This is a genomic window from Pseudoxanthomonas sp. 3HH-4, assembly GCF_006716465.1.
Taxonomy (GTDB): Bacteria; Pseudomonadota; Gammaproteobacteria; order Xanthomonadales; family Xanthomonadaceae; genus Pseudoxanthomonas_A.
This window is the reverse complement of record NZ_VFPB01000002.1, coordinates 360831-387123: the sequence shown is the minus strand read 5'-3', so window position 1 is coordinate 387123 and position 26293 is coordinate 360831. Positions and strand designations below refer to the sequence as shown.

Here is a 26293-nt window from a genome sequence, read left to right as displayed (position 1 = left end):
GAGGAGTCACGTCATCGCCTGGCGCAGTTCGCCGCGCGCCAACGCGGTGGCCTCTTCGACTTCCATCGGCCTGCCGAAGAAATACCCCTGCATCTCGTCGCAGCGCATCTGCTGCAGCGCGTGCATCTGCTCGGCGGTCTCGACGCCTTCGGCGATGGTGCGCAGGCCCATTTCGTGGGCGAGTACGAGGATGGTGCGCGCAATGGCACGATCGGTGCTTTCCGCGGCGATGCCGTCCACGAAACTGCGGTCGATCTTGATGATGTCCAGCGGCAGGCGCTGCAGGTACGACATGCTGGAATAGCCGGTGCCGAAATCGTCCAGCGCCAGCTGCACGCCGAGCGCATGCAGGGACTGCAGCATCTGCTGCGCCGCGCCCATGTCCTCCACCAGCACGCTCTCGGTGAGTTCGAGCGTCAGCGCGTTGGCGGGCAGCGCATGGCGTTGCAGACATTCGGCGATCCACGGCGCCAGCGTGGGCTGACCGAGCTGGCTGGGCGACAGGTTCACCGCCATGCCCAGCGTGCGCAGGCCCATCGCACGCCAACGCGCCAATTGCTGGCAGGCCTGCTCGAGCACGAAATGGCCGATGTCTTCCATCAACCCCGCGCTCTCTGCCAACGGGATGAACACCGACGGCGGCACTTCGCCCCACACGGGATGCCGCCAGCGTGCGAGTGCCTCGAATCCGGTCAGCTGCAGCGTGTCGCCCGCCACCACCGGCTGGTACGCCAGACGCAACTGGCCGCGGGCGACGGCTTCGCGCAGGGCGGTCACCCGGCTCAGGCGGTCGTTGGCCTCCTGCTGCGTGCTGGCGGAAGGCAGCCGCACCTGGTTGCGGCCAGCGCGCTTGGCGAGATGGCGTGCGTCGTCGGCGCTGCGCAGCAGGGTCTGCAGGTCCGCGCCGTGTTCGGGCGAATGGGCCAGGCCGATGCTGGCCGTGACGGTGAATGAGGGATGCGTGGAGTAGAGCGCGATCGGCTGCCCCACGGCGCGGCGGATGTCTTCGGCGATGCGGGTGAGCTGGTCGATGTCGATGTTGGCGAAATGCGCCAGGAATCCTTCGCCGCCATAGCGGTATACGAAACCCTCCTCGCCGCATGCCGCAGAGATGCGCTGGCCCATGCGGCGCAGCACTTCATCGCCGCCGTCGTGGCCGAACGAATCGTTCACCATGCCGAAGCCGTCCAGGTCCATGATCGCCAGGCCATGGCCGGACGCCGATGGCGTCGCGATCCGCTCGGTGATGAGGTTGGCCTGGGCCGAGAAGCGCGGCAGGCCGGTGGCGCTGTCCATCGCGGCGGCATCATTCAGTCGCCGCTGCGCATCCAGGCGGCGTTCGGTTTCCAGCAGCAGCGAGCGCGCGGTCTCCGCCGCCTCCGACGAGCGCCGCCGCGAGAGTTCCAGCAGGAACAGGACGAACGCGATCAGCAGGCCGCTGCTCAGGCCGCCAACGACCAGTGCGCGCGGCAGCACGAATGAGCTGAGTGCCGGCGGGGACCACATTTCCAGTTGCACGTCATGGCCCGGCAGCGCGACCGTCTGCACCGACAGGGGCGACCCCACGGGCTGGCCTTGTTCCACCGTGGTCATGCCCTCGGCCGTGGCGCGGACGGGGCGGTCCGACAGCACCGCTTTGCTCAGCGTCGTGACGAAGTCGTCCAGCGCGATGAAGGCCTGCGTGCGCCGTCCCGCGACATCGACGGTCAGCCACCAACCGCCGGGGACGGATTGCAGATGGCCTTCGTCCGCCACCGGCACGGCGGGCGAGGGCGCCGCCGGGGCATCGAAGCCTGGCCGCACCCAACGCAGTTCGGTGCCGTCGTCGCTTACGCTGCGCACGACCCGGAAAGCGCCGTAAGCGCGCACCATGTCGTCGACATGCTGATTGAAGAGGGCCTCGGCCGCGTCGGGCCTTGCCGCGGCCAGCGCGGCGGACAGCTGGCGCAAAGCACCGCGCCGCAGTTCCATGCCGCGCAGGAAGGTAGGCGTGGCACTGGCGGTCTGGATTTCCATCACGCGGCGTGCCATCGCATCGCGGTCGGCCGTCGCGGCGAGCCAGTACATGCCGCCGAGGAGCAACGCCGCCGCCATCGGCATGATGCCGAGCAGGCGATGGCGCAGCGAGTTTTCGCCCGCCACGGCAAGCGCCAGCCCCACCGCCACCAGTTGGACCGAGGCGGTCAGCGACACCTGGTAGATCGACAGGCCTTCGCGGTGATAGGGCAACTGGATGAGCAATCCCAGCGCCGCCATGCCGGCGACCGACGCCATCGCGATGCCCAGGCCGCGCGTGATGCCCCAGCGCTGGCTTTCCCAGCGCTGCAATGGCTGCGGCAGCAGGGCGACCGCCAGCCATGCGGTCAGCACGCCATAGTCGGTGTATCCGCCGATCAGTGGCGTGCTGATGCGAGGCAGCCAGCCCAGCCGATGCAGGAGCCCATTCGCCGGGGTGACGATACCGCCCAGCGTCTGCAGCAGCGTGAGCAGCAACGGCACGGTGACCACGGCCAGCAGGATCCACGCCAGCCGCTCCCGTTCGCGCTGGCGCAGCAGCAGGGCCAGCGCCACGAGTGCCACGCAGAGTGTGGAGATCGGCCGCATGGGCGGATACGCCACGCCCATCTTGCCGACCAGGCTGCCGGGAACGTGCCAGCCGACCAGGGCGAGCGCCGCGAACGCCAGCACGAAGGCAACCAGTTCAGTACTTGTGTCGAGCGTGCGGCCCGAGCGCAGCGATGGCGTATAGACCAGCAGGAACATCGCGAGCGCCGACAGCGCCACCGACCAGCCGATCTCGGCTTCGCCGCCGGGCTGCAGTGCTCCCAGCACCGGCTGCACGGCGAGCAGCAGCAGCGCCGCAGCGAACACGCGCATGACGAACTCGGGCCAGAAACCGCGCCACAAGCGCGTCCACACGATGATCGCGGTCGCTGCCAGAACCAGGCAGGTGCCGAGCGCGTGGAAATGCCACAGGTGCAGCAGGAACAACAACGCAAGCAGCCCGGCGACCGCAAGCCGTACCGGCCTCTGTTCGCTGCGCCAGGTGGCGATGGCCACCATCACGCCGATCACCGGCACGCTGTCGTCGACGAAGTGCACGCCGCCGATGTTCACCAGGGTGAAGGTGGCGGCCAACAGCCACGCGAACGCCGCCGCGAAGCGTTGCGCCCAGTGCACGGGCCGCCAAAGGTCCTGCTGTATCGCCAATGCTGTCCCCTGGGGGCCGACACCCCGTCGCACTGTGATACCCAAATCGCCGCCCACCCGCAAGCACGGAGAGTGCAATGGGTGATCCGGTCCGGCAGATCGGCTGCCGGTGCGCGGCCCGCGCTGTGCGGGCCGCGCAGGTGGTGCCCGGGGTCGTCAGCTCTTGGCGAACGCCAGCATGTCGGCGTTGAGCTTGTCCTTGTGCGTATCGGTGATGCCGTGGGGGGCCCCGGCGTAGACGATCAGCTGGCTGCCCTTCACCAACTGGGCCGAGGCGCGCGCGGCGGCATCGATGGGCACGATCTGGTCATCGTCGCCATGGATGATCACGGTGGGCACGTCGAACTTCTTCAGGTCTTCGGTGAAATCGGTTTCCGAGAACGCCTTGATGCTGTCGTACGTGTTCTTGTGCCCACCCATCATGCCCTGCAGCCACCATGCGTCGATGACGCCTTGCGAAGGCTTCGCGCCGGGACGGTTGTAGCCGAAGAACGGGCCCGAGGGGATGTCCTTGAACAGCTGCGAACGGTTGGCCAGCAGGCCCGCGCGGATGCCGTCGAACACGTCGATGGGCAGGCCGCCGGGATTGGCCTCGGTCTTCACCATCAGCGGCGGCACCGCGGACACCAGACCGGCCTTCTTCACCCGCTTCGTGCCGTGGCGGCCGATGTAGCGCGCCACTTCGCCGCCGCCTGTGGAGAATCCGAACATCGTGATGTCCTTCAGGTCCAGATGTTCGATCAGCTGCGCGAGGTCGTCGGCGTAGTGGTCCATGTCGTTGCCATCCCACGGCTGGCTCGAACGGCCATGCCCGCGCCGGTCGTGCGCGATCACGCGGAAGCCGTTCGCGGCCAGGTGGTACGCCTGCGATTCCCAGCTGTCCGCGTTCAGCGGCCAGCCGTGGCTGAGGGTGACGACAGGTCCGTCTTTCGGACCCCAATCCTTGAAGTAGATCTGAACGTCGTCTTTGGTGGTGAACAGGCCCATGGCGGTTCTCTCGAGGGTGGGGGAAGGGGGAGGGAGCGGCGATGCGGTGGAGGCGGGCGGGTCGGTGCGGCTGCACGCGGCCAGCGGCAGGAAGGCGGCACCGGTGATCGCCGCACCCGCCAGCATCAGCTGTCGACGTTGCAGGTCGATGTCGTGGCGAGTGTCCGGCATGGGAAGTAATCCGGGGTGATGGTGGCGGTGCGCCCACGTTCCCATCCCGGTCCGCGCCCCGATTGCACCGGCGTGCGCAGATGCTGCTTTCACGCGTTCGCCGCCCACGACGCCGTGCCGAGCGACCGGGACAAGCCGCTGCTGGACGACTCCGCCCGCATTAGCCGCGAAAGCCATTCCGACGCGACCATCACCGTTGAAGGCTTCGCCGATCCGCCCGGTCCCAGCGCGTACAACAATCGTCTGGGCCAGCGTCGTGCCGAGGCCGGCCGCGACAACCGCCGCGTCTCGCTGGTGGTCGATTGCGCCGGGGCCGCGCGCACCATGTCATCGATGCAACCGGAAGGCACCTCCGCGCGCCTGCCTGCCCTCGACAAGGGAGAGTGCAGGCGCGCGGGGCTGCGCTAGAGTGGGCGTCACCTTGCACGAGGACGCCCACCATGCCGATCGAACTGAAGATGCTCGCCTGGTCCATCGCACTGGGATTGGCGCATGTACTGCTGGGCGCTGCATTGACCACCCGACAGCGTGGATTGAAGTGGAATGTCGGCGCACGCGATGCCGTGTTGCCGCCGCTGGAGGGCGTGGCTGCGCGGGTGGACCGGGGATTGCGCAATTTCCTGGAGACCTTTCCGTTCTTCGCCGCCGCCGCGCTGGCGGTGGTCGCGCTCGATCGGGGCGATGCCGGTACCGCGCTTGGCGCGCAGTGTTATTTCTGGGCCCGTCTCGCCTACGTGCCGCTGTATGCGGCGGGCGTCCCATATCTTCGCACCCTCGTCTGGGCCATCTCGCTGTGGGGCCTGCTGCAGCTGCTCTGGGCCTTGCTGTGACGTCTCGGCGGGAGGCGGGTTCATCCCGCGGTGGGACCACGCAGCGGGTTTGACACTAGACTAGACGGACCCTCACCCATGCCAGCGCCTTCGGAACCTGGTGTCGTGCCCTGATCGACCGGATGTTGTCCCGCAACCTGCACCTTCCCCTGCTGATGCTGCTCGCCGCCAGCCTCCTGCTGGCTGGGTGTGGTGCGGGCGAGCCGGAGGGTGGCGCGCCCGACGCGATGGCGCAGGCACCGGCCACCGACGCGGCTCCCGCCCCTGAAACAACCTCGCAGCAAGCCGAACGTGGCGATGGTGCGGTGTCCACCGGTCCAATGTCGCCTGTGCGTGGCGCACCTGCCGAGAGTGGCCCCCGCGAAGGTCTGCCTACCGACTGGCCGCTGGCGAAAGTCGAGTCGGGCAAGGCCTGGGTCAGTTGCCGTGCCGACTACAACAGCGAAGAAGGCGACGGCGAGCTGTTGGAGTCGTTGGCGTTCTTCAGCGTGGTCGATGCGTTGTCGCCGTGCCAGAAGGGCGGCGTGCTGCGCCTGCGCTACCAAGGCAAGATCGCAGCGGATTTCACCGACCTGGTTGCCCGGGTGGCCGACATTGCGGAGCGCATGGCCATCCACAAGCGCATCCTCGATCTGGATTCTGCCGGTGGCCAAGTGGAGGACGCGATAAGGGCGGGCGACGCCATCGGCGGCGGCGGCTGGACGATCTGGGTACGCGAAGGTTCTGCCTGCCATAGCGCGTGCGTGTTCGTGCTGGGCGCTGGCGACAACCGGATGATCTCCGGCAAGGTGGGCGTGCACCGCATCATCCGCATGAGTTCCACCGCCACCACGCGCAGCGAGTTGAACGAAGAACTTCGCGGCGTCTACGACCGGGTGAAGGACTACCTGTCGCGCAACGGCGTGGCCGTGACCGTGGCCGACCTGATGATGACGGTGCCGAACCGCCGGCTGCGCCTGCTCGACAAGGACGAGTTGCAGGAGTTCGGGCTGGATGGCACCAATGCCGCCCAGGACGACTTGGACCGCCTGCAGCTGATGCGACGCTGCGGCGAGGATTTCGTGCTGCGCCGCGATGCCTTCATGCGCAGCTTCGACAGCGAGTGCAAGAGCGCCGGCACCGGCCTGGACGAGATGCAGGCCTGCGGCCTGGCGCTGCGTGAGCGTTTCCAGTTTCCCGACGCGAAGTGCCCGGCCGACAGTCCGCTGTCGGAGTTCGACCGCATGGCGGATGTGGAGGCGGCTTCCGATGCGCCGGGCGACACGTCCGCCAGCCCCCGGCCGGAAGCCGGCACCGCACCCTGAGCGACTCGCGCGACGCCTTTCCCCTCATGCGCCAGCCAAAATGACTCAACGCTCAGCCTTTGTGTGAGTCGTGCGAGGTTTTACGCAGGCGGAGCGGGGTGCCGTGTTGTGCGGAGGCCTCAGCTTTCCGCGGCCTGCACCCGGATCTCGGCATCGCCGATGCGGACGACCTGACCCGCGCGGATTTTCGCCGTCTTGCGCAGTTCCGCCTCGCCATCCACCGTCACCTCGCCGCTGGCAACGATGGCCTTGCCCTGGCCGCCGCTGTCGGCGATGCCGACCAGCTTCAGCAACTGGTTGAGCTCCACGTAGTCGTGGGGCGGGTCAAGGTCGAAGTCGATGCGTGAATGACTCAACGCTCAGCCTTTGTGTGAGTCGTGCGAGGTTTTACGCAGGCGGAGCGGGGTGCCGTGTTGTGCGGAGGCCTCAGCTTTCCGCGGCCTGCACCCGGATCTCGGCATCGCCGATGCGGACGACCTGACCCGCGCGGATTTTCGCCGTCTTGCGCAGTTCCGCCTCGCCATCCACCGTCACCTCGCCGCTGGCAACGATGGCCTTGCCCTGGCCGCCGCTGTCGGCGATGCCGACCAGCTTCAGCAACTGGTTGAGCTCCACGTAGTCGTGGGGCGGGTCAAGGTCGAAGTCGATGCGTGGCATGCTCGGCAGTGTAAGCCACGGCCCGCTCACTCGGCCTCGAAGCGCGCGACCTCTTCGATCTGCGCGCGTGCGCGCCGCAGGCTGCCGCCGGTCACGCTGTCCTCCATGGCCTTGGCCAGCCGGGGACGGGCCGGGTCACGCGACCAGCGATGGAACCAGAAGGTCGCCGCCAGGCCGGCAACGCCTACGCCCAGGCCGATCCAGACCACGCCCGGCGCCCGCGCATACAAGTCGTTGCCACCCAGGCCCGCCAGCACCACCAGCACCGGCACCCACATGAACCACCACGGCAGCCCGGTCAGCATGCCGTTGACGATGTAGGTGCGGCGCAAACGGGCCAAGCGCGTCTGGATTTCGATGATCGGCTGCGCGCAATCCACTTCGCGCATGCGGCGCAGGGTCTCGCCCGCCATCGCGACCGTCGCGATGCCGTAGAGCTGCACCACCACGCCGGCCGCCAGCACCGTCCACGGCAGGCCGTGGGCCGACTGCCCGCCCCGGATCCAGAGCAGGGCGGCCAGCAGGATGAAGGGGATGCCGAACAGCATCTGCGCCACCTGGCCCCAGAACAGCGGGCGCAGGCTGGACAACGCCTTCTGCTTGCGCTGCTCCAGCAGTAGGTGGGCCTGCAGCGCATCGTGTCGTTCCAGGCGGCGCGACAGGGTCTGCCACGCCAGTTTCAGGTCATCGGGTTCCATGGTCGTTTCCGTGTGGTGTCATCGGTTCAGAGTTCGTTGCGCAGCCGCTGCTTCAGCCGGCTGATCTTGGTCGCCACGTTGGTTTCGCTCAGGCCCAGCACGTCGGCCATCTCGCGATGGCTGCGGTCTTCCAGGTAGAGCAGCAGCAGGGCGCGGTCGAGCGGAGGTTGCGCCTGGATGAAGCGGTACAGCAGGTCGACCTGCTCGTGTGCTTCGTGATCGTGCGCATGCGGGTCGGCGAGGTCGTGGTGGTCCTCGTGCCATGCCTCGGGCGACGGGGCGCGCGTGCGGCCGCGGACATGGGAAATCGCCACGTTCAGCGCTATCCGGTACATCCAGGTGGCGAACGGACGGGCGCTGTCGTACCCCGGCCACGCGCGCCACAGCTGCGTGGCGATGTCCTGCATCAGGTCGTCGCGGTCGTCCGGGTGCCAGGCATACGTACCGGCGACCTTGGCGACGATGCCGCGATGGGCCAGCAACTGGGCCTGGAAGCCTGTGCGGGCGTCCGTGTCCGTGGTCATGGCGGGGGTCGATTCCATCCGGGCGTGTGCTCGATTGTGCGGGTCTGGAAGGTGATTCGCCGGCGCGCCCGGAACATCACAGTGCCCGTCCACGTGAAGGCGCTGGCGTGCTGCAACGCGACAGGAGCCCCCCGAAGGGGCACAATATGCGGCTCGGCGTGCGGCTCCGCGACGCCCCGGAGTCTCCGCATGTCCACCGAATCCCCCTCCCCAGCCCCGCTCCTGTTCGCCGACCTCGGCTTGCCGGCGCCGGTCATGGCCGCCGTCACCGCCGTGGGGTACGAAACCCCGTCGCCGATCCAGGCGGCCACCATCCCGGCGATGCTGGCCGGCCGTGACGTGCTGGGCACCGCGCAGACCGGTACCGGCAAGACCGCCGCCTTCGCGCTGCCGGTGCTGGCCAACCTCAACCCCGGTGCGGGCAGCCCGCAGGCGCTGGTGCTGGCGCCCACGCGCGAGCTGGCCATCCAGGTGGCGGAGGCGTTCCAGAAGTACGCGGGCAAGATCCCCGGCTTCCACGTGCTGCCGATCTACGGCGGCCAGAGCTACTACCCGCAGCTGCAGGCGCTCAAGCGTGGTGTGCACGTCGTGGTCGGTACGCCGGGCCGCGTGATCGACCACCTGGAGCGCGGCTCGCTGGACCTGTCCGGCCTGACCACGCTGGTGCTGGACGAAGCCGACGAAATGCTGCGCATGGGCTTCATCGACGACGTCGAGACCGTGCTGAAGAAGACCCCGGAAACACGCCAGGTGGCGCTGTTCTCCGCGACCATGCCACCCGCCATCCGCCGCATCGCCCAGACTTACCTGAAGGATCCGGTCGAGGTGAACATCGCCTCGAAGACCACGACATCGGCGAACATCCGCCAGCGTTACTGGTGGGTCAGCGGCATGCACAAGCTGGATGCGCTGACCCGCATCCTGGAAGTGGAACCGTTCGACGGCATGATCGTGTTCGCCCGCACCAAGGCGGCCACCGAAGAGCTGGCCGACAAGCTGCAGGCGCGCGGGCTGGCCGCCGCCGCGATCAACGGCGACATGCAGCAGGCGGCGCGCGAGAAGACCATCCAGCAGCTCAAGGACGGCAAGCTGGACATCCTGGTCGCCACCGACGTGGCCGCGCGCGGCCTGGACGTGGAACGCATCAGCCACGTGCTGAACTACGATATTCCGTACGACACCGAAAGCTACGTGCATCGTATCGGCCGCACCGGCCGCGCCGGTCGTACGGGCGACGCGATCCTGTTCGTCACTCCGCGCGAGAAGGGCATGCTGCGTTCGATCGAGCGCGCCACGCGCCAGCCGATCGAAGAGATGCAGCTGCCCAGCGTGGAAGCGGTGAACGACCGCCGCGTGGAGAAGTTCCTGGCGCGCATCACCGACATGCTGGCATCCGGCAAGGCCGGCGAATTCCGCGCACTGATCGAGCGCTACGAACGAGAACAGAACGTGCCCGCGGTCGACATCGCCGCTGCGCTGGCGCAGCTGGTGCAGGGCGACACGCCGCTGCTGCTGTCGCAGGAGCGCACGCCGCGCGAGCAGCGCCCGGTGCGCAGCGAGACCTACGGCAATGCGCCGCGCCGCGAGCGCGATGAGCGTCCGCGCCGCCATGAGGACGCTGCCTCCAGCGAGCGCCCCACGCGCAGCTTCGACAAGCCCGAGCGGTCGAAGATCGAGCGCCCCGACACCGACCGCCCGCGCGCCGACAAGGCGCCGCGCAGCGCGCCGGAGGTGGGTATGGAGACCTACCGCATCGAGGTGGGCCACGCCCATGGTGTGAAGCCGGCCAACATCGTCGGCGCGATCGCCAACGAGGCGGGGCTGGAAAGCCGTTACATCGGCCGGATCGACATCCAGCACGACCACACCACGCTGGACCTGCCCGAAGGCATGCCGCGCGAGGTGCTGATGCACCTGAAGAAGGTCTGGGTGTCCGGCCAGCAACTGCGCATCCACAAGCCGGGCGAGGGTGGCGGTGCGGGTTCGGCGCCGCCACGCAAGTTCGGAGGCGCGGGGGCTGGCAAGGGCAAGCCGCGCGGCGACAAGCCGTTCGGCGCCGGCAAGCTGCACCGCAAGGGACCGCCGCGCGAGTGACGGTCCGCCGGCACGGAGGCGCGGCGCGTGGCACGGAAGTTGCATTTCGTAGACGCAAGCCAGCGCACCGGTAGTCGGGAGGGCGGCGACGTACGGAGTGTTCGTGAGGGGGAACGGGGATCAACGTGGCGGGATCGCAGGGTGGCTGTTGCTGCTCGTCGCGTTGTCGTGCCCGGTCCAGGCGGCGCCGGAACCCGGCCGCGACTACCTGGTCACCGGGGCGCCGACCTCAGAACAGGCGCCGCAGCGCCACTGCACGGCCGCAATGCAGGCGAGGCTCACGGAGCGGGTCGAGATCCCCGCTCCGCCGGAAGGGTGGTCGGGTGCCCCGCAGGCCATCAATGTGTTCAACATCTTCGCAGGCGAGGTACGGGTGCACCACGGCGACCGTGAGGTATGCGGACGCATGCACGACGCCCGCACGCGTGATTCTCGGTTCCGTGCAGGCGTGGGCATGGTGGTAGTGCCCCGGGCGGGCAACCGGGACCCCATAGAGGTGGCGTGGGCCAAACCGCTGAAGCCCGGATGGATCCCCACGGTCCGCATTGGCGCGCCCAGCCCGGTCCAGCAGGTCGACACGGCACGCCTGCTGGTGCGGACGGCGTGCGTGGCCATCGCCATCGCGCTGGCCTTCATGGCGCTGATGGGTTTCCTGAGTACGCGCGACCGCGTCTTCCTGGGCTACGCCCTCCTGTGTGCGCTCAGCGTACTGGGGCAGGCGGTACTCAGCGGCCTGAGCGGCTACCCGGAACCCTGGTTGCCCATCGGCGATGGCGAATCCCGATGGCTGGTCGCATTTGCCTGCCTGGGCTTGCCGACGCTGCTGTACGCGATGTGGCTGCTCGTCGGCGGCGCGCGCGCCTGGCCCGGCACGCGACGCTGGTTGCCGTGGCTTGCGGCAGGCATCTGCGCCACGAGCGTGGCCGCGGGGTGGTTGTCGCTGGAAGGCCTGTCGCGGTTGGCGACAGGCATCGACCAGGGCTTCGCCGCCGGCTGCGTTGCCATCCTGGTGCTGGGGCTGTATTTCCTGCGTGGGCAGCGCGCCGATGCCATCGCGGCGATCGCGGCCGTGACGCCGTTCCTGGCGATGGCGGTGATGGACGTGATCGACAGCCATCTGCTGATCGAATACCGCGTGGAAGCGATCCAGTTGTCGATCACGTGGTTCCTGACGGTCAGCGCCTACGTGTTGAACCTGCGCCTGGGCCAGTTGCGACGCCAGCGTGACGAGATGCGTGCCCTGGCCGACACCGACGAACTCACCGGCCTCCCCAACCGCCGCGCCGGCCTGAAGCGGCTGGAGCAGCACATGCGTGATGCCCGCGCGGGTGAGGAATCGCTGGCCGTGGGTTTCCTCGACATCGACCTGTTCAAGCGCATCAACGACGTGCACGGGCATGCGGTCGGTGACCGTGTGTTGGTGGCGGTGGCGGGCACCCTGACTTCGGTGGTGCGCGACCCCGCGGACGTGATCCGGATGGGCGGCGAGGAGTTCCTGGTGTTGTTGCCCGGCATAGGCGGTGCCATCGCGCGGGCGCGCCTGGAAGCGATGCGTACGCAGGTGCGCGCGACCGGCGCCGGGCTGGGCATCGAGGGCCTGCTGGTGACCGCCAGCATCGGCCTGGCCACGCTCGAGCCGGAGGACATCGACGCGGCATCGCTGCTGCGCCGGGCCGACGAGGCGATGTACCGGGCCAAGCGGGCCGGGCGCGACCAGGTGGTCGACGCCGGTGCTGCCCCGGATGGCGACAACTGACGCGGGGCGACCATTTGTCGGCCGTCCGTGTCGAATGCTGACCCAGCCCTCAAGGGTACCGGGGTGGGGCCGATGAACGACGATGGAGGCCCACGCGAACGCCTTCGATCGCGCGGGCCAACAGGAGTGACATGTGGACAACAGGGAAGCATCCGTAGCCGGCGGGACTGCCGGCGATGACCGCAACCGGGGCCTGCAGCGGCGGCTCCCGGCCCGGGTCGCAGTGCTCATCGTCCTGTCCGCGCTGGGCGCACTGCTGATCGCCGCCGTGCTTGAAACGCAGGCGGGCGCGACCGCCTACATCATCGGTGAGAGCCATTGGTCCAAGGCGCAGCAGCGTGCCGTACACAGCCTGTATCGCTATGCCAGCCATGCGCGGCCCGCGGACCTGGCCGATGCGCGCGCCGCCCTGCGCGTGCCGCTGGGTGACCGCGCGGGTCGGCTGGCGCTGGAAAGTGCGCCGGTGGACATGGCGGCCGCGCGTGCGGGGTTCCTGCAGGGCGAGAACGCGCCGGAGGACATCGGCCGCCTGATCTGGATGTACCGCATGCTGCGCAAGGCCCCGTACTTCCGCGAATCGGTGCGCCTGTGGCGCGAGGCGGAAGTCGAGATCCAGCATCTGGTAACGCTGGCCGACGAACTCGAGGCGCGTCCCTCAGGCGCCACACGCGACGGCGCAAGCGTCCGCGCTTACCAGCAGCGGCTGATGGAAATCGATGCGCGCGTGCGTCCGAAGGAGCTGGCATTCTCGCGCTCGCTGGCAGAGGGCGCGCATTTCATGCGGCGCGTCCTGCTTGGGCTCAGCGCGCTGGCGTTCCTCGCGCTCTGCGCGTATGCGCTACATGTCATGCGCAGCACGCTGCGCCGCGTGCGCGAGACCGAAAGCGAATTCCGCATGGCGTTCCACCAGTCAGCGGTGGGCATGCTCAAGCTGGATCGCGATGGGCGCTTCACCCAGGCGAACGAGGCGCTGGCGCAGATCCTCGGGATGCCGCTGCATGACATCCGCTCGCTGCATCTGTCCGACGTGCTGCATGCCGACGATCTGCAATGCGACGCCCGTGGCGCCATCGACTGGACCCGCATGCTCGAGCCGGGCGAACGCCGGCTCGTGCGTCGCGATGGCGACGTGCGCTGGGTGCGCTGGACGGCGTCGGTGGTCGCGGCGCGTGCGCGCTGTGCGGAGCGGGTGTTCGTGCTGGTGGAAGACGTGTCCGAAGCGCATGAACTCGCCTGCGAAATCGCGCACCAGGCCAGCCACGATGACCTCACCGGCCTGATCAACCGGCGCGAGATCGCCCGCAGGTTGGGCAGCGTGCTCGGACAGCCGCATGGATGCGATGGGCGGCACACGCTCTGCTACATCGATCTGGACCAGTTCAAGCTGGTCAACGACACCTGCGGGCATGAAGCGGGTGACCGCTTCCTGTGCCATTTCGCCAGCCGGGTGGCGGCGCAGCTGCGTCGTGAAGACTGGTTGGGGCGCCTGGGCGGCGATGAGTTTGCGGTGCTGCTGCACGACACCACGCTGGAGGAAGCGGAAGCCGCGATGGCGCGCATCCATGCGTCGCTGGGCGAGTCCTCGTTCCAGTGGAACGGCCGTACGTTCGGCCTGAACTGCAGCATCGGCGTGGCCGAGATCAATGACGCGGCAGTGGACGTGGACTGGCTGCTGCGCGCGGCCGACGCCGCGTGCTATGTGGCCAAGGAAGAAGGGCGCAACCGCATCCGCTGTTATCGTGATTCCGATCCCAGCCTCTCGCGTCGTCGCCACGAACTGGAATGGGTGGCGCACACGCAGCTGGCGATCGCGGAAGACCGCCTGTTGCTGTATGCGCAGCAGATCATCGCGCTGGATGGCAGCCAGCGCCTGCAGTACGAAGTGCTGGTGCGCCTGCGCGACCGCGAGGGCCGGCTGCATGCGCCGGGTGTGTTCCTGCCGGCGATGGAGCGCTACGGGCAGGGCATGGCGGTCGACTGTTTCGTCGTCGATGCGGTATGCCGGCATTTCGCGTTGTATCCCGCGCAGTTGGCGCGCGTGGATCTGTGCCACCTGAACGTGTCTGCGCAGTCGATCGCCAACCCTGCCTTCCTTGAACACGTGAACCTGCTGCTGGACCAGCAACCGGGCGTCGCGACGCGGTTGTGCTTCGAGATCACCGAAACGGCGGTGATCGCCAACCTGGACGATGCCTGCCGTTTCATCGATGCGATGCGGGCGCGCGGGTGCCGGATCGCGCTGGACGATTTCGGCAGCGGCCTGTCCTCGTTCGCCTATCTCAAGCGGTTGCCAGTGGACATCCTCAAGATCGACGGCGCCTTCATCCGCGACCTCGCGCGAGGAGAGGTCGACCTGGCGCTGGTGCGTTCGATGAGCCAGATGGGCCAGGCGCTCGGCAAGATCACCATCGCCGAGTGGGTCGAAAGCGATGCGGTGATGGCACAACTGCGCGAGGTGGGCATCGGGCACGTGCAGGGCTATGCCGTCCACGTGCCATGCCCGCTGGACGAACTGATGGCGGCATGGGACTCCGTTCAGGCCGCGGCATCCGTGGAACCTGCGTGAAGCGGGCGACGGCGGGCGCGCGATCCCGGATAATGGCGGCATGACCGTCCGCCTCAACAAGCACATCGCCGACACCGGCTTCTGTTCCCGCCGCGAGGCCGACCGCCTGATCGCGGAGCGTCGCGTCACCGTCAACGGCATCGCCGCCGGCATGGGCGCCGTGGTGGGCGAGGGCGACGAGGTTCGGGTCGATGGGCAGCCGCTGAAGGCGCGCGCGGTGAAGGCAGGCAAGCGCAAGCACGTCTACATCGTGCTGAACAAGCCGGTCGGCATCACTTGCACCACGGAATCGTCAGTGAAGGACAATATCGTCGACTTCGTCGGCCACGAGCAGCGCATCTTTCCGATCGGGCGTCTCGACAAGGATTCGGAAGGGCTGATCCTGCTGACCAGCAACGGCGACATCGTCAACCAGATCCTGCGTGCGGAGAACCGCCACGAGAAGGAGTACTTGGTGGCGGTCAACAAGCCGGTGACGGACGAGTTCCTGCGTGGCATGGCGCGTGGCGTGCGCGTGCACGGGCAGATGACGCTGCCGTGCCGGACCAACCGCATCGCGAAGTTCGGGTTCCGCATCACCCTCACCCAGGGTTTGAACCGGCAGATCCGCCTGATGGCCGCCGCGTTCGACTACCGCGTCACCCAGCTGCGCCGGGTGCGGATCGACAACGTGAAGCTGGGTGACCTGAAACTGGGCCGCTGGCGCAACCTCACCGATCAGGAACTGCGTGGCCTGCTGCCGCAGCAGGAAACCTGGTGACGCAGAGCGTGATCGCCGTCGCGGGGCGGCGGCATCCGGTGCGCACGAACATCGGCATACTGCCCCGGTATCCACATCCACTGCCGGCATGAGCCGACCTCTCAAGCCCGACAACGAAGAAGAACGCCTGGCTGCCCTGCGCAGCTTCGACATTCTCGACAGCGATCCCGAACGCGCCTTCGACGATCTGGTGCGGATCGCCGCCGCGATCTGCGATGTACCGATGGCGGCCGTCACGCTGATCGATCGCAACCGGCAGTGGTTCAAGGCCCAGGTCGGCATGGACAGCCCGGACCCCTCGCTGGAAACGTCCTTCTGCGCACACACCATCCTCAGTCCGGACACCATGACGGTGGTGCCGGATGCGACGCGTGATGCGCGCTTCGCCGACAACCCGCTGGTCACCGCCGGGAACGGCATCCGGTTCTATGCGGGCGCACCGCTGGTGACGTCGGATGGCTTCGCCCTGGGCGCGTTGTGCCTGGTGGACGCGCAGCCGCGGCAGCTGGAGCCGTTCCAGCTCACCGCGCTGGATGCGCTCTCGCGACAGGTCTCCCAGTTGCTGGAGTTGCGTCGCGTAAGCCGGCAACTGAGTCATCAACTGCGCGAGCGCGGCTGGTACGAACAGCAGATGCAGCTCTACCAGGACCAGCTGGAGCAACAGAACGCCGATCTTTCCGAGCAGACCCGCACCGACGTGCTGACGGGCCTGCCCAATCGCCGGGCGTTCGCGGCTGCGCTGCAGGCCGCGATGCACAAGGCCGAGGAGTCGGGTGAACCGCTGGCGGTGGCAGTGCTGGACGTGGACCACTTCAAGACGATCAACGACCTGCATGGCCACGATGAAGGCGACCGCGTACTGGTGGCGCTGGCGGACATGCTGAAGTCCCAGTCGGCCGGACGTGGACTGGCCGCCCGCTATGGTGGTGAGGAGTTCGTCATCCTGATGCCGGGCGCGAAGCGCGATGAGGCACAGCTGCAGTGCGAGTACATGCGGCAGAGCGTGGGCCTGCTGCCCATCGGCCTGCCGGTGTCGGTCAGCATCGGCCTCGCGGACCGTCAGCGCGGGGATACGGCCGAGACCATGTTCCGTCGCGCCGACCAGGCGCTGTACGAAGCCAAGCGCAACGGGCGCGATCGGGTGGTGGTGGCGGCGGCCTGAGTTGATCGGGATCAATGCGCGCCGCGACGGACTGACGCATGCTGTACCCATCGGCGGCGCAGCGGGCGCCCGCCCCATGCGGAGAACGACGATGAAGATCCTGTTGGCCGTGGATGGAAGCGAGATCGGCCTGGCGGCCGTCCGCCATCTGGTGGAGCTGAGCAAGTCGTTGGCCGACCTGCCTGCCGTGACCCTGCTGTATGTCGATCCACCGCTGCTGCGCTCGGTTGCGCTGGAACTCGGCAGCGATGGCGTGGAGCGTTACCACGCGGAAAACGGCGCCTACGCGATGAAGAAGGCGCGCACCGCGCTCAAGCGCGCGCAGTTGCCCTTCGTGGAGAAGATCGTGGTGGGCGAGCCGGCTGAGAGCATCGTCAAGCAGGCCAAGTCCGGCAAGGTGGATCTGATCGTGATGGGCACCCACGGCCGCGGTGCGCTGAAGCAACTGCTGGTCGGTTCGGTGGCGCTGAAGGTCATCGCCACCAGTCCGGTGCCGGTGGTGGTCGCGCGCTGAATCGCGCGTGATTCAATCGCCGCGGGTACGCCAGAGGGTGGGCCATTCACCGGGATTGCCGCCGCGGCACCACCCCAGGCGGTGGTAGCCCTGCAGGCGGAAGTCATGGCCGTCGAAGGTCCAGGCCGCGCTCTCGCCGCAGTCGGCAAGGCCTCGCCCCTTGGCGAAGTGGGACAGTTGGCCCTGGCCGAACCCGACGCTGGTGAATGCATCGATCACCCGCGGTGCGCCTTCATCCTGCACGGGCACCGTCAACCGCACGCGGGTAGGCGCACCTGCATCGTTGCGCCGCAGGCGGAACAGCAGGCTGGATGACTGATAGGCGCCGCGCCAGCACTCCAGGGCGACCAGCGCTTCGTCGTCGTTCAGGGCATGGGCTTCGTCATAGGCGGTGTCTGGTTCGACGAAGCAGTCCTCGCGCTGTACTTCGTCCGCTGCCTGCAACCTTGCCCGCGCAACCAGGCGACGTGCTTCCGCCTCGTCCAGCAGCGGTGCGACCACGGCACGGATGGGCGCGGGCACCGCCGGCGCGGCGGGCACGCGCGCGACCGGCAGCGGGCCGCGCCGGAGCAGGGCCGTCTTGGTGCCCAAGCGGCCCTGGGTTTCATCGATCAGCAGCAGAGCGGCCGACAAACCTGCGAGCGAGGCGGTGGGGGCCTCCTCGCCGGTGCCGGCCTGCAGTTGTGTGCCATTGCGGACCGCATCGAGGAACGTGCGTACCTGTGCGCCGTCGTGCCCGATATGTTGCACGCCTTCGTCGGTGGTCGCCGGCCGCAGCAGCGCTGCGACGGCGAAAGGCTCGCCGTCCAGGCGCAGGTCGCGCGCGGATACCGGTGCCTCCGATTCCAGCGACAGCACCGGTTCGCCCGCGGGGCCCGCGTCGACCATCAGCCGCAGGATGAGCTGCGGATACGCCTCCTGCATGCCGATCGCTTCGCAACGCGCGGTGTTGTCGCAGGCCACCACCCAGTCCTTCATTTCGCGGTACACCGGCGTGGTCGCGGAGGCGGTGGATGCCGTCGACAGCGCGACAAGGGCCGCGGCGAAGGGCAGGCTCCGGTTATGGACGTGCAATGTCTTCATTCGACGATGTTCTTGGCTTCCGACGTGCCCAGCATTTCCGGGTGCTCGATGCGCTTCGGGCGTTGCGCGAGCGGATGCAGGAACACCGCGGCCAGGATGATGCCCACGCCCAGGTAGAACAGTGGCGTGAGTTCGCGCTGTTCGCCCAGCAGCACGATCGCCAGCAGGATGGCGTAGACGGGTTCGAGGTTGGTCACCAGTTGCACGCCATACGCGCTGAGATGTTTCAGCGCGACCAGCGACAACGCGAACGGCAGCAGCGTGCAGGCCAGCGACAGCACCAGCAGCAGGGTGCCGTCGCGCAGGCCGGGCAGCACGAACAGGTCGCCGGCGAAGGCGGGGAACAGCATCGGCATCAGGGGCGCGAGCAGCGTCAGCAGCACCGTGCCGGACCCCAGCTCCAGTCCGGTGATGGTCAGCGGTTCGCCGTGGTCGATCAGGCGCTTGTTGAGCGGGCCGAACAGCGCCACCAGCAGCGCCGACAGCGCACCCACCAGCACGCCCAGCCGCATGCCGTCGGGAATTCCTCCGACCACCAGTGCCACGCCCGGCAGCACGGCGACGCCGAAGAGGAGTTCGCGCCAGGAAAACGGCCGGCGCGTCAGCCAGGGCTCGATCACCGAGGTGAAGGCCGGCGCCAGCGCGATGCAGGTCACCGCCACGGACGCGTTCGACAACTTAATGGCGCCATAGAACGTCAGCCAGTGCAGCGCCACGATCAGGCCGATGCCGCAATAGGCGAGGATCAACTTCGCCGGCATCGCACGCAGGCCGCGCCACACGCGTGGCAGGAAGGCGAGGGCGACCACCACGATCAGCATGCGCCACCACACCAGCGGCAGTGCGGACAGGCTGATCAGCTTGCCCAGGATGGGCGTGAAGCCCCACAGCAGCACGCACAGGTGGATCTGAAGCTGGGCCTTGGCGGTCGGGGTCATCGGCATGCGCGCATTGTCGCCGATGCCGCGGGACGCTGGCGACGGGACCACTCCCGACCGGGGCGCCGCCGTGGCAAGCTGGCAGGACCGTGGATCGAGGATGACCGATGTCGCCCGCACGCCTTCATATCGTGCCGCGTACGTTCTCCGCCCTTGTGGGGCTGCTGGCCTTGGCGGCGCTGGTGTTGCAGTACGTCCTGATCTTGCGACTGACCCGCGACAATGTCGGCGTGGTCCTGGGCACGGTGCGATTCGTCACCTACTTCACCATCCTCAGCAACATCGCGGTGGCGCTGGTCGCCTTCGCCGCGGCGAAGGGGCAGTCCGGCTTCTTCGTGCAGGCCCACGTGCGCGGTGCGGTCGCGCTCTACATCGGCGTCACCGGCAGCATCTACTTCTTCATCCTGCGTCACCTGTGGCAACCGCAGGGTGCGCAGTGGTGGGCCGACTCCGGCCTGCACTACGCGGTGCCGCTGGCGTACTGGGCGTGGTGGCTGACGTGCGTGCCGCATGGGGCGCTGCGCTGGCGCGACGTGACGGGATGGCTGCTGTTCCCGCTGGTATACGTGGCCTGGGTATTCCTGCGTGGCGCGTGGGTGGGCGAGTACCCGTACCCCTTCATCGACGTTGGCCAACTGGGCTGGACGAGGGTCGGGATCAACGCGCTGGGCGTCATGGGCGTGTTCATCGTGCTGGGGCTGGTGGTCGCGGGACTGGACCGCGCACTTGGCCGGCGCCGTGCTTCACTGTAGGAGCGACGTGAGTCGCGACCGCGCGTCGTCCGGTCATGCAAAGCTTGCGTCGCGCGCGGCCCGTCGGATGACCGGCGTGTCCTGGCGAGGCCGGTGTACGGTCGCGACTCACGTCGCTCCTACAGGAAGCGACAGCGCTGGACGTGTCTCGTGCGGCATGCGATGTTCGCGCGCCATGACGGGGCCGACATTCGGGACCAACGCATGACAACCGACGACGCATCGCGTCCGATCCACCGTCCCTTCAACCGGCGCGATGCGAAGACGCTCGGCCTGTCGGCGCTGGGCGGCGCGCTGGAGTTTTACGACTTCGTCGTGTTCGTATTCTTCGCCAAGGTGTTGGGTGCGTTGTTCTTCCCGCCCGGTACCGCGCCGTGGCTGGCACAGCTGCAGGTGTACGGCATCTTCGCGGCGGGCTACGTGGCGCGACCGCTCGGCGGCATCGTGATGGCGCACTTCGGCGACCGCCTCGGGCGCAAGCGCATGTTCACGCTCAGCGTCTTCATGATGTCCGTGCCTACCCTGCTGATCGGGCTGTTGCCTACTTACACGCAGGTAGGCGCGCTGGCGCCATTGCTGTTGCTGGCGATGCGCGTCGTGCAGGGCATCGCGGTGGGAGGCGAAGTGCCCGGGGCCTGGGTATTCGTGGCCGAGCACGTGCCGCGCAGTCGCGTCGGCATCGCCTGCGCGACGCTGACGGCTGGACTCACTGCCGGCATCCTGATCGGTTCGCTGCTGGCGGCATGGATCAACGCGAACTACAGCGCCGCCGAGGTGCAGGACGGCGTGTGGCGCCTGCCGTTCGTGCTGGGTGGCGTGTTCGGCTTCATCGCCGTGTGGTTGCGGCGCTGGCTTGAGGAGACGCCGGTGTTCGTCGAGATGCGCGTGCGCAAACAACTCGCGCGGCAGATGCCGGTGAAGCAAGTGCTCGCCGCGTACCGTCCGGCGGTGATCCTGTCGATGCTGGCCTCTTGGCAGTTGACCGCCGCCATCGTGGTGATCGTGCTGCTGACGCCAACGCTGGTGCAGACCAGCTTCGGCATTGCGCCTGCCGTGGCATTCCAGGGCAACAGCCTGGCGACGCTGGCGCTGGTATTCGGTTGTCTGGTCGCGGGCTGGGCGGTGGACCGCATCGGCGTGGGGCGTGCGCTGCTGTTCGGATCGCTGGGGTTGGGCGCGGCTGCGTACGCCCTGTACGGCGCGCTGGTGGCGGGCCATCAGGCGGAATTCGTGGCCTGGTACACGCTGGCTGGCTTCTGCTGCGGCGTGGTGGGCGTGACGCCGGCGTTGATGGTGGCCGCGTTTCCGCCCGAGGTCAGGTTCTCCGGACTGTCGTTCTCGTACAACGTGGCTTACGCGGTGTTCGGCGGACTGACGCCACCGCTGCTCGCCTGGCTGTCTGTCGACTGGGGACCGTTGGCGCCGGCGCACTATGTGGCGTTCACCTGCCTGGTCGGCATCGGCGTCGCCACGTGGGTCATCGTGAAGCATCCGCTGCGCTACTGACGGCGTTATCTCGCGAGCTTGCGGATCAGTTCCATCGCCGCGGCCGGATTGCGTTCCTTCGCGCTGCTGATGAAGTAAATGAACACGTCGCGTCGCGGCAGCTCGGGCGCGGGCTCGCCCACGTGTGGCAGCTCGGCGATGTCTTCGCCACGCGACCATGCGCGTGCGCGTTCGGCCCACTGCGCCAGCTCCGGTGGCGGATATCCGGTTTCGATCGGCTGCGAGCGCATCAGGCGCGCGTAGACGAAGTCCGCCGTGAGGTCGGCGAAAGAGGGATAGTCGGTGGAATCGGTGAAGACCGTGGCGACCTGGTGGCGACGCGCCAGGTGGATGAAGTCCCCGTCCACCGCGCCGGGATCGCGGACCTCCAGCGCATGCCGTAGCGGGCGGCCATCGACCTCGCGAGGCAGCAGCGTCAGGAAAGCGTCGAGTTCGTCCGCGTCCACGCGTCGGCCCGCTTCGAACTGCCAGACCAGCGGCCCCAGCTTCGCGCCGAGCTCGGCGATGCCGCGGACGAAATCCTCCACCTGCGCCTGCGTCGATGCCAGCGATCGCGACTGCATGATCCGCTTCGGCGCCTTGGCCGAGAACACGAAGCCGTCAGGCGTCTGATCGCGCCAGCTGGCGTAGGTCGCCGGCTTCTGCGCGCCGTAGTAGGTGCCGTTGATCTCGATGGCGGTCAGCTGGCGGCTGGCGTATTCCAGCTCGCGCCGTTGCACCAGGCCATCGGGATAGAAGTTCTTGCGCCAGAGCGCGAACGTCCAGCCGCCGATGCCGACGCGGATGCCGTCGTTGGGAACGGGAGGCGGGGAAGCGAAGAGGTCGTCCATGCGCGAAGCATAGCCCGGTGCCAGTCGCGTCCGCGTTACCATGCGGTCAACCCGCGCCCTCGGAGATGCCGCATGTCCTGGACCACACCCGACCTCTGCGACCAGTACACCGACGTGCAGGTCGCCGAGCCAGTGTTCCGCGGTTACGGCGGACGCGTCGCATTCGCCGGGCCGGCGGTGACGGTGAAGTGCTTCGAGGACAACTCGCGCGTGCGCGAACTGGCCGCCACGCCCGGCGAGGGCCGAGTGATGGTGGTCGATGGCGGTGGTTCGCTGCGTCGCGCGTTGCTGGGCGACCAGATCGCAGCGAACGCGGTGAAGAATGGTTGGTCCGGCTTCCTGATCTTTGGCTGCGTGCGCGATGTCGACGCGCTCGCTGCTTTGCCGCTTGGCGTACAGGCACGGGCGTCGCATCCGATGAAGACCGAGAAGCGCGGCTTGGGCGACGTGGACGTGCCTGTGACGTTCGCTGGCGTGTCGATCACGCCGGGCGACTGGATCTATGCCGATGCCAATGGCGTACTGGTCGCGAACACACGCCTGCACGAGGCGTGAAAAAGAAGGGCAGGCGTGAGGCCTGCCCTTCTTGGTCGATAGGCGCGTGCAAGTCGCTGGACCCCCGCCTGCGCGGGGGTGACGTCCCGGCAAAGGCGCGCTGACGCGCGCGCCGGGATGTCACTTGATCGGTTCGTCCAGCATCAGCTGCCGCACGAAGCGCACCGGCGGCGCGCCGTACGACAGTACCTGGTCGTGGTAGGCCTTCAGATTGAACTGCGCGCCCTGCTTGGCCTCGGCGGCCTTGCGCATGTCGAAATGTTCCTGCACGCCGACGAAGTAGGTGGGCAGCTGCGCCGACGTCAGCTGTGCGCGCGTCCACTTGCCGGCGGCTTCGCGTTCCTGCTGGAAGGTCTGGCGCACCATCAGGTCCATCGCCTGTTCGCGCGTCCAACCGTCCACCTGCACGCCCTGGTCCAGGATCGCGTTGGCGATCGTGCGCAGGTAGAACTTCATCTGCACCAGGTGGAACAGCGGGTCGTTGTCGAGGTAGCCGGCGTCGGCCATCATCTTCTCGGTGTACACGGCCCAGCCTTCGGCGAACATGCCCGAACGCAGCACGGCGCGCAGCATCGACGGGAACTTGGCCGAGTGCCAGCCTTCCAGGTAGTGGCCCGGCGTGCCTTCGTGGATGCTCAGCAGGTGGATCATCCGGCTGTTGTATTCGCGCAGGAACGAGTCGACCTGCTTCTGGTCCCATTCGTCCGGAATCGGCGAGACGGCGTAGAAGGTCTTCAGGTGCTTGTCGAGCGGGCCGGGCGAGTCGCAGTACGCCACCGCCACGCCGCGCTGGAACTCCGGCATCTCGATGATTTCCACCGGTGCGTCGGGCAGCGTGACCAGGTCGTGCTTGCGCACGAATTCGGTGGCCTGCGCCAGCGCCGCTTCGGCATCCGGCACCACCTTGTCGCGCGCCGGACGCTCGGCGTAGGCCAGCTCGAGCGCAGCCTCGATCGCCTTCTGCTGCTCGTCGGCGGTGGGCGTTTCCGGCAGCGCGGGCGCGCCGGGCTTGTCCTTCAGCACGGTGCGGGCGATGCCGTACATCTCCTCGCGCACGCGCTTGAGCTCGCCCTCGGCGCGCTGCTTGATGTCGGCGCGCGACAGCGACGACAGCAGCGCGAACTGCAGCTTCTGGTCGTACAGCGTCTGGCCGATGCGGAAGTCGCCCTTCGCGTTCGGGACCAGCGTCTTGTCCAGCCAGGCCTGGTGCTCGGCCACGGCCTTCTTCAGCGTGTCGATGGCGGCCTGCGCCTGCGCGCGGTCGGCTTCCGGCAGGTCCTTGAGGTTCGGCGTGATGAAGGTGTCGACGATGCTCAGGATGCCGGCGTTCTGCTTGGCGACGGTTTCGGCGTGCACCTTGGGCACGCGCGCCGGATCCAGGTTCTCGCGCGCCTGCGCCAGCAGCGCCGGGATCTTCTGCATGCGCGCGGTGGCGGACTTCAGACGGTCCGGCAACGGCGCAAATTCGCGCGCCATCAGGCCGTAGATCGCACCGCCGGCGACGTTGTTGTAGACCTGCGGATCCCAGGCCCAGCTCTGCAGCGTTTCGGCGGTCCAGATGTCGTACTGCAACTGGTTGCGCAGGATGGCGGCGTCGACCTGGTTCTCGCGCGACAGGGAGGCGATGTCGGTGGCATCCAGTTCGGCCAGGATCTTCCTGCTGAACTCCAGGCCTTTCTGCCTGCCGCCCGCGCTCAGGTCATCGAGTTCGCCGTCGTACTTGTGCTCGCCGATCTGGGTGGCGCTGACGGGCGAGAGCTGCAGCCAACCGTCGAGCGCGCGCTTGGACAGGTCAGCGAAGGCGGCATCGGCCTTGGCGGTGTCAGCGGTCGCGGCTGCGGTGTCGGCACCCGGGGCGGCGGTGGGGGCTTCGCTCTTCTGGCAGGCGGCCAGCGAGGCCAGGAGGGCGGCGGCGAGCAGGGTCTTGCGCATGGGAGTCCTGTTGCGATGCGATGTGGGTCAGGATGGACAGGATAGGCCGGAGGTCATGCCCACGCCCATGCCATTCGATATACGCTGGCGCACCGGACGACGGAGAACCGTGACATGAAGCACGAAGGGAGCTGCCATTGTGGCCGCATCGCATTCGAGGTCGAGGGCGACATCGCGGAGGTCATCGACTGCAACTGTTCGCTGTGCCGGCGGCGAGGCGGCCTGTTGTGGTTCGCGCCGCGCGAGGCGCTGGTGCTGAAGACACCTGAAGGCGATCTGTCCACCTACACCTTCAACAAGCACCACATCCAGCATCGCTTCTGCGCGACCTGTGGCATTGCGCCGTTCGGCGAGGCCGCGCATCCGGCGACGGGCGCACAGATGGCCGCCATCAACGTCCGCTGCCTGCCCGATGTGGACCTTTCCGCGTTGAAGGTCATCCCCTTCGATGGCGCCAGTGCCTGATCGTGGTACGAACGGGGTAGTTGACCTGCGCTACCGTTTTCCGCGTTGTCGCATGCATGCAGGATGGCCCGTAAAGTCGGGCGATGGCACAAGGTCGAGGAGATGACGATGCGTTCAAGGGCATGGCTGGCGTTGGCGGGAGTGCTGCTGTCGTGGTCGGCGCAGGCGGCCTGTCCGCCAGAGGGGACGGATCGGGGTTCGCTGCAGTTGCTTCGGGAACAGAAATTCGCCGTGCCTGATGACGTGCGTGCTGTCCTGGCGGCGGGACTGCCGGCGTGCCTGGCCGATCCCGATCCTGCCTTGCGCGATGGCGTGGCCTATGAGGGCCTCAGCACCTGGCTGCGCGCGGGACAGTTGGACGTGGAACAACGCCGCGCCTTGCGCGACCGCCTGTACGCGATGCTGGGCGAGGACACCGCCGCGGGATTCGGCCCGCCTTTCGCAGCGCTGGTGTTGTCGGAGGTTGCGCGCACCGACCGTATCGCGCCCTGGATGTCGTCCGATGAACGCGCCGACATGGTCGCGCGCGCCGCCGCCTACCTGGCATCGGTGCGCGACTATCGCGGGTTCGACGCTGTCGACGGTTGGCGGCACGGCGTCGCACATGGGGCGGACTGGCTGCTGCAACTGGTGCTCAACGAGCAGGTGGATCGCGCGCACGTGGATGTGCTGCTGCAGGCCGTGGCGGAACAGGCCGTGCCGGAAAGCGCGCACGCCTACGTCTTCGGCGAGCCGGGGCGACTGGCGCGGCCGGTGCTGTATGCCGCCAGGCGTGGCCTGCTGGACGAACAGGCGTGGACGCGCTGGTTCGGCGCGTTGCCTCCAAGGCTGGGGGTCCCGAAGCAGGCCTATGCCGACAGTGTCTGGCTCGCGCGACGTCACGATCTGATGGCGTTCCTGATGAGCGTCCATCTGGAAGCCGACCAGTCCGCAGACCCCAACATCCGTGCGCTGAAGCCGGCCGTGGTGCAGGCGCTCAAGGCCGTGCCCTGACGGGTC

Annotated in this window: 24 protein-coding genes; 14 read left to right on the top strand and 10 right to left on the bottom strand. The window is 68.0% G+C overall.

What is annotated here, in order from left to right; genetic code table 11:
- Positions 1-6 precede the first annotated feature (6 nt).
- Positions 7-3180, bottom strand: coding sequence for a bifunctional diguanylate cyclase/phosphodiesterase (locus FB548_RS09185; protein WP_221625926.1), 3174 nt, complete (start codon positions 3178-3180; stop codon positions 7-9).
- Between the two features lie 186 nt (positions 3181-3366).
- The gene (locus FB548_RS09180) at positions 3367-4197 is read right to left on the bottom strand and encodes an alpha/beta hydrolase (RefSeq protein ID WP_255470490.1); all 831 of its coding nucleotides are present in this window, start codon (positions 4195-4197) and stop codon (positions 3367-3369) included.
- A gap of 189 nt (positions 4198-4386) precedes the next feature.
- Between FB548_RS09180 and FB548_RS09175 the strand changes: the two genes are divergently transcribed.
- The 3 genes from FB548_RS09175 (at position 4387) to FB548_RS09165 (ending at position 6502) form a co-directional block, all read left to right on the top strand.
- Positions 4387-4776, top strand: coding sequence for an OmpA family protein (locus FB548_RS09175; RefSeq protein WP_142124469.1), 390 nt, complete (start codon positions 4387-4389; stop codon positions 4774-4776).
- A gap of 32 nt (positions 4777-4808) precedes the next feature.
- Positions 4809-5198 carry an MAPEG family protein gene (locus tag FB548_RS09170; protein ID WP_142124468.1) on the top strand — a complete coding sequence of 130 codons (390 nt, stop codon included), beginning with the start codon at positions 4809-4811 and terminating at the stop codon, positions 5196-5198.
- 137 nt (positions 5199-5335) lie between these two features.
- On the top strand, positions 5336-6502 hold the full coding sequence (locus FB548_RS09165) for a hypothetical protein (protein ID WP_185742064.1): 1167 nt from the start codon (positions 5336-5338) through the stop codon (positions 6500-6502).
- A 119-nt stretch (positions 6503-6621) separates the two neighbouring features.
- Here FB548_RS09165 and FB548_RS09160 read toward each other — a convergent pair whose 3' ends face one another.
- The 4 genes from FB548_RS09160 to FB548_RS09145 all read right to left on the bottom strand — a co-directional run bounded on the left by FB548_RS09160 (position 6622) and on the right by FB548_RS09145 (position 8381).
- On the bottom strand, positions 6622-6858 hold the full coding sequence (locus FB548_RS09160; protein WP_255470476.1) for an RNA-binding S4 domain-containing protein: 237 nt from the start codon (positions 6856-6858) through the stop codon (positions 6622-6624).
- Between the two features lie 70 nt (positions 6859-6928).
- On the bottom strand, positions 6929-7159 hold the full coding sequence (locus tag FB548_RS09155) for an RNA-binding S4 domain-containing protein (protein ID WP_142124466.1): 231 nt from the start codon (positions 7157-7159) through the stop codon (positions 6929-6931).
- Between the two features lie 26 nt (positions 7160-7185).
- Entirely contained in the window at positions 7186-7857 is a 672-nt protein-coding gene (locus FB548_RS09150; protein WP_142124465.1) for a serine/threonine protein kinase, read from the bottom strand.
- Positions 7858-7883: 26 nt separating this feature from the next.
- Complete coding sequence (locus FB548_RS09145; protein WP_142124464.1) at positions 7884-8381, bottom strand: sigma-70 family RNA polymerase sigma factor; 498 nt, start codon at positions 8379-8381, stop codon at positions 7884-7886.
- Positions 8382-8570: 189 nt separating this feature from the next.
- Here FB548_RS09145 and FB548_RS09140 point away from each other — a divergent pair, with 189 nt between their 5' ends.
- The 6 genes from FB548_RS09140 (at position 8571) to FB548_RS09115 (ending at position 17233) form a co-directional block, all read left to right on the top strand.
- Complete coding sequence (locus FB548_RS09140) at positions 8571-10475, top strand: DEAD/DEAH box helicase (protein ID WP_142124463.1); 1905 nt, start codon at positions 8571-8573, stop codon at positions 10473-10475.
- A gap of 103 nt (positions 10476-10578) precedes the next feature.
- A complete protein-coding gene (locus FB548_RS09135; RefSeq protein WP_255470475.1) occupies positions 10579-12231 on the top strand; it encodes a GGDEF domain-containing protein in 1653 nt (550 codons plus the stop codon).
- Positions 12232-12364: 133 nt separating this feature from the next.
- Positions 12365-14797 (top strand): EAL domain-containing protein, encoded by a 2433-nt coding sequence (locus FB548_RS09130; protein WP_142124462.1) that lies wholly within the window; start codon positions 12365-12367, stop codon positions 14795-14797.
- A gap of 40 nt (positions 14798-14837) precedes the next feature.
- Positions 14838-15557, top strand: coding sequence for a pseudouridine synthase (locus FB548_RS09125; protein WP_142124461.1), 720 nt, complete (start codon positions 14838-14840; stop codon positions 15555-15557).
- Between the two features lie 88 nt (positions 15558-15645).
- A complete protein-coding gene (locus FB548_RS09120) occupies positions 15646-16719 on the top strand; it encodes a sensor domain-containing diguanylate cyclase (RefSeq protein ID WP_142124460.1) in 1074 nt (357 codons plus the stop codon).
- Between the two features lie 91 nt (positions 16720-16810).
- Positions 16811-17233, top strand: coding sequence for a universal stress protein (locus FB548_RS09115; protein ID WP_185742047.1), 423 nt, complete (start codon positions 16811-16813; stop codon positions 17231-17233).
- 12 nt (positions 17234-17245) lie between these two features.
- Here FB548_RS09115 and FB548_RS09110 read toward each other — a convergent pair whose 3' ends face one another.
- Positions 17246-18316, bottom strand: coding sequence for a DUF1176 domain-containing protein (locus FB548_RS09110; RefSeq protein WP_142124458.1), 1071 nt, complete (start codon positions 18314-18316; stop codon positions 17246-17248).
- On the bottom strand, positions 18313-19260 hold the full coding sequence (locus tag FB548_RS09105; protein WP_142124457.1) for a DMT family transporter: 948 nt from the start codon (positions 19258-19260) through the stop codon (positions 18313-18315). The genes FB548_RS09110 and FB548_RS09105 overlap by 4 nt, the downstream gene beginning before the upstream one ends.
- Before the next feature lie 101 nt (positions 19261-19361).
- Here FB548_RS09105 and FB548_RS09100 point away from each other — a divergent pair, with 101 nt between their 5' ends.
- Both FB548_RS09100 and FB548_RS09095 read left to right on the top strand, forming a co-directional pair.
- Positions 19362-20006, top strand: a complete 645-nt coding sequence (locus FB548_RS09100) for a Pr6Pr family membrane protein (RefSeq protein ID WP_142124456.1) — start codon at positions 19362-19364, stop codon at positions 20004-20006.
- Positions 20007-20210: 204 nt separating this feature from the next.
- Positions 20211-21512: an MFS transporter gene (locus FB548_RS09095; protein ID WP_142124455.1), complete on the top strand. Its 1302-nt coding sequence runs from the start codon at positions 20211-20213 to the stop codon at positions 21510-21512.
- Between the two features lie 5 nt (positions 21513-21517).
- Here the strand turns inward: FB548_RS09095 and FB548_RS09090 are convergent, their stop codons facing one another.
- A complete protein-coding gene (locus FB548_RS09090) occupies positions 21518-22342 on the bottom strand; it encodes a DUF72 domain-containing protein (RefSeq protein WP_142124454.1) in 825 nt (274 codons plus the stop codon).
- A 72-nt stretch (positions 22343-22414) separates the two neighbouring features.
- Here FB548_RS09090 and rraA point away from each other — a divergent pair, with 72 nt between their 5' ends.
- Positions 22415-22897 carry a ribonuclease E activity regulator RraA gene (rraA, locus tag FB548_RS09085; RefSeq protein ID WP_142124453.1) on the top strand — a complete coding sequence of 161 codons (483 nt, stop codon included), beginning with the start codon at positions 22415-22417 and terminating at the stop codon, positions 22895-22897.
- Between the two features lie 120 nt (positions 22898-23017).
- Here the strand turns inward: rraA and FB548_RS09080 are convergent, their stop codons facing one another.
- Positions 23018-24829 (bottom strand): DUF885 domain-containing protein, encoded by a 1812-nt coding sequence (locus FB548_RS09080; RefSeq protein ID WP_142124452.1) that lies wholly within the window; start codon positions 24827-24829, stop codon positions 23018-23020.
- A 114-nt stretch (positions 24830-24943) separates the two neighbouring features.
- Between FB548_RS09080 and FB548_RS09075 the strand changes: the two genes are divergently transcribed.
- Both FB548_RS09075 and FB548_RS09070 read left to right on the top strand, forming a co-directional pair.
- A complete protein-coding gene (locus FB548_RS09075) occupies positions 24944-25294 on the top strand; it encodes a GFA family protein (protein ID WP_142124451.1) in 351 nt (116 codons plus the stop codon).
- 108 nt (positions 25295-25402) lie between these two features.
- The gene (locus FB548_RS09070; RefSeq protein ID WP_142124450.1) at positions 25403-26287 is read left to right on the top strand and encodes a DUF2785 domain-containing protein; all 885 of its coding nucleotides are present in this window, start codon (positions 25403-25405) and stop codon (positions 26285-26287) included.
- The last annotated feature ends 6 nt before the right edge of the window (positions 26288-26293 follow it).

Coding starts and splice junctions, on each gene's coding strand:
- rraA (WP_142124453.1), top strand. CDS start 22,415: ATGTCCTGGACCACACCCGACCTCTGCGACCAGTACACCGACGTGCAG.
- FB548_RS09155 (WP_142124466.1), bottom strand. CDS start 7,159: ATGCCACGCATCGACTTCGACCTTGACCCGCCCCACGACTACGTGGAG.
- FB548_RS09180 (WP_255470490.1), bottom strand. CDS start 4,197: ATGGGCCTGTTCACCACCAAAGACGACGTTCAGATCTACTTCAAGGAT.
- FB548_RS09100 (WP_142124456.1), top strand. CDS start 19,362: ATGTCGCCCGCACGCCTTCATATCGTGCCGCGTACGTTCTCCGCCCTT.
- FB548_RS09090 (WP_142124454.1), bottom strand. CDS start 22,342: ATGGACGACCTCTTCGCTTCCCCGCCTCCCGTTCCCAACGACGGCATC.
- FB548_RS09140 (WP_142124463.1), top strand. CDS start 8,571: ATGTCCACCGAATCCCCCTCCCCAGCCCCGCTCCTGTTCGCCGACCTC.
- FB548_RS09080 (WP_142124452.1), bottom strand. CDS start 24,829: ATGCGCAAGACCCTGCTCGCCGCCGCCCTCCTGGCCTCGCTGGCCGCC.
- FB548_RS09145 (WP_142124464.1), bottom strand. CDS start 8,381: ATGACCACGGACACGGACGCCCGCACAGGCTTCCAGGCCCAGTTGCTG.
- FB548_RS09075 (WP_142124451.1), top strand. CDS start 24,944: ATGAAGCACGAAGGGAGCTGCCATTGTGGCCGCATCGCATTCGAGGTC.
- FB548_RS09120 (WP_142124460.1), top strand. CDS start 15,646: ATGAGCCGACCTCTCAAGCCCGACAACGAAGAAGAACGCCTGGCTGCC.
- FB548_RS09110 (WP_142124458.1), bottom strand. CDS start 18,316: ATGAAGACATTGCACGTCCATAACCGGAGCCTGCCCTTCGCCGCGGCC.
- FB548_RS09095 (WP_142124455.1), top strand. CDS start 20,211: ATGACAACCGACGACGCATCGCGTCCGATCCACCGTCCCTTCAACCGG.
- FB548_RS09175 (WP_142124469.1), top strand. CDS start 4,387: ATGGTGGCGGTGCGCCCACGTTCCCATCCCGGTCCGCGCCCCGATTGC.
- FB548_RS09150 (WP_142124465.1), bottom strand. CDS start 7,857: ATGGAACCCGATGACCTGAAACTGGCGTGGCAGACCCTGTCGCGCCGC.
- FB548_RS09115 (WP_185742047.1), top strand. CDS start 16,811: ATGAAGATCCTGTTGGCCGTGGATGGAAGCGAGATCGGCCTGGCGGCC.
- FB548_RS09125 (WP_142124461.1), top strand. CDS start 14,838: ATGACCGTCCGCCTCAACAAGCACATCGCCGACACCGGCTTCTGTTCC.
- FB548_RS09170 (WP_142124468.1), top strand. CDS start 4,809: ATGCCGATCGAACTGAAGATGCTCGCCTGGTCCATCGCACTGGGATTG.
- FB548_RS09070 (WP_142124450.1), top strand. CDS start 25,403: ATGCGTTCAAGGGCATGGCTGGCGTTGGCGGGAGTGCTGCTGTCGTGG.
- FB548_RS09105 (WP_142124457.1), bottom strand. CDS start 19,260: ATGCCGATGACCCCGACCGCCAAGGCCCAGCTTCAGATCCACCTGTGC.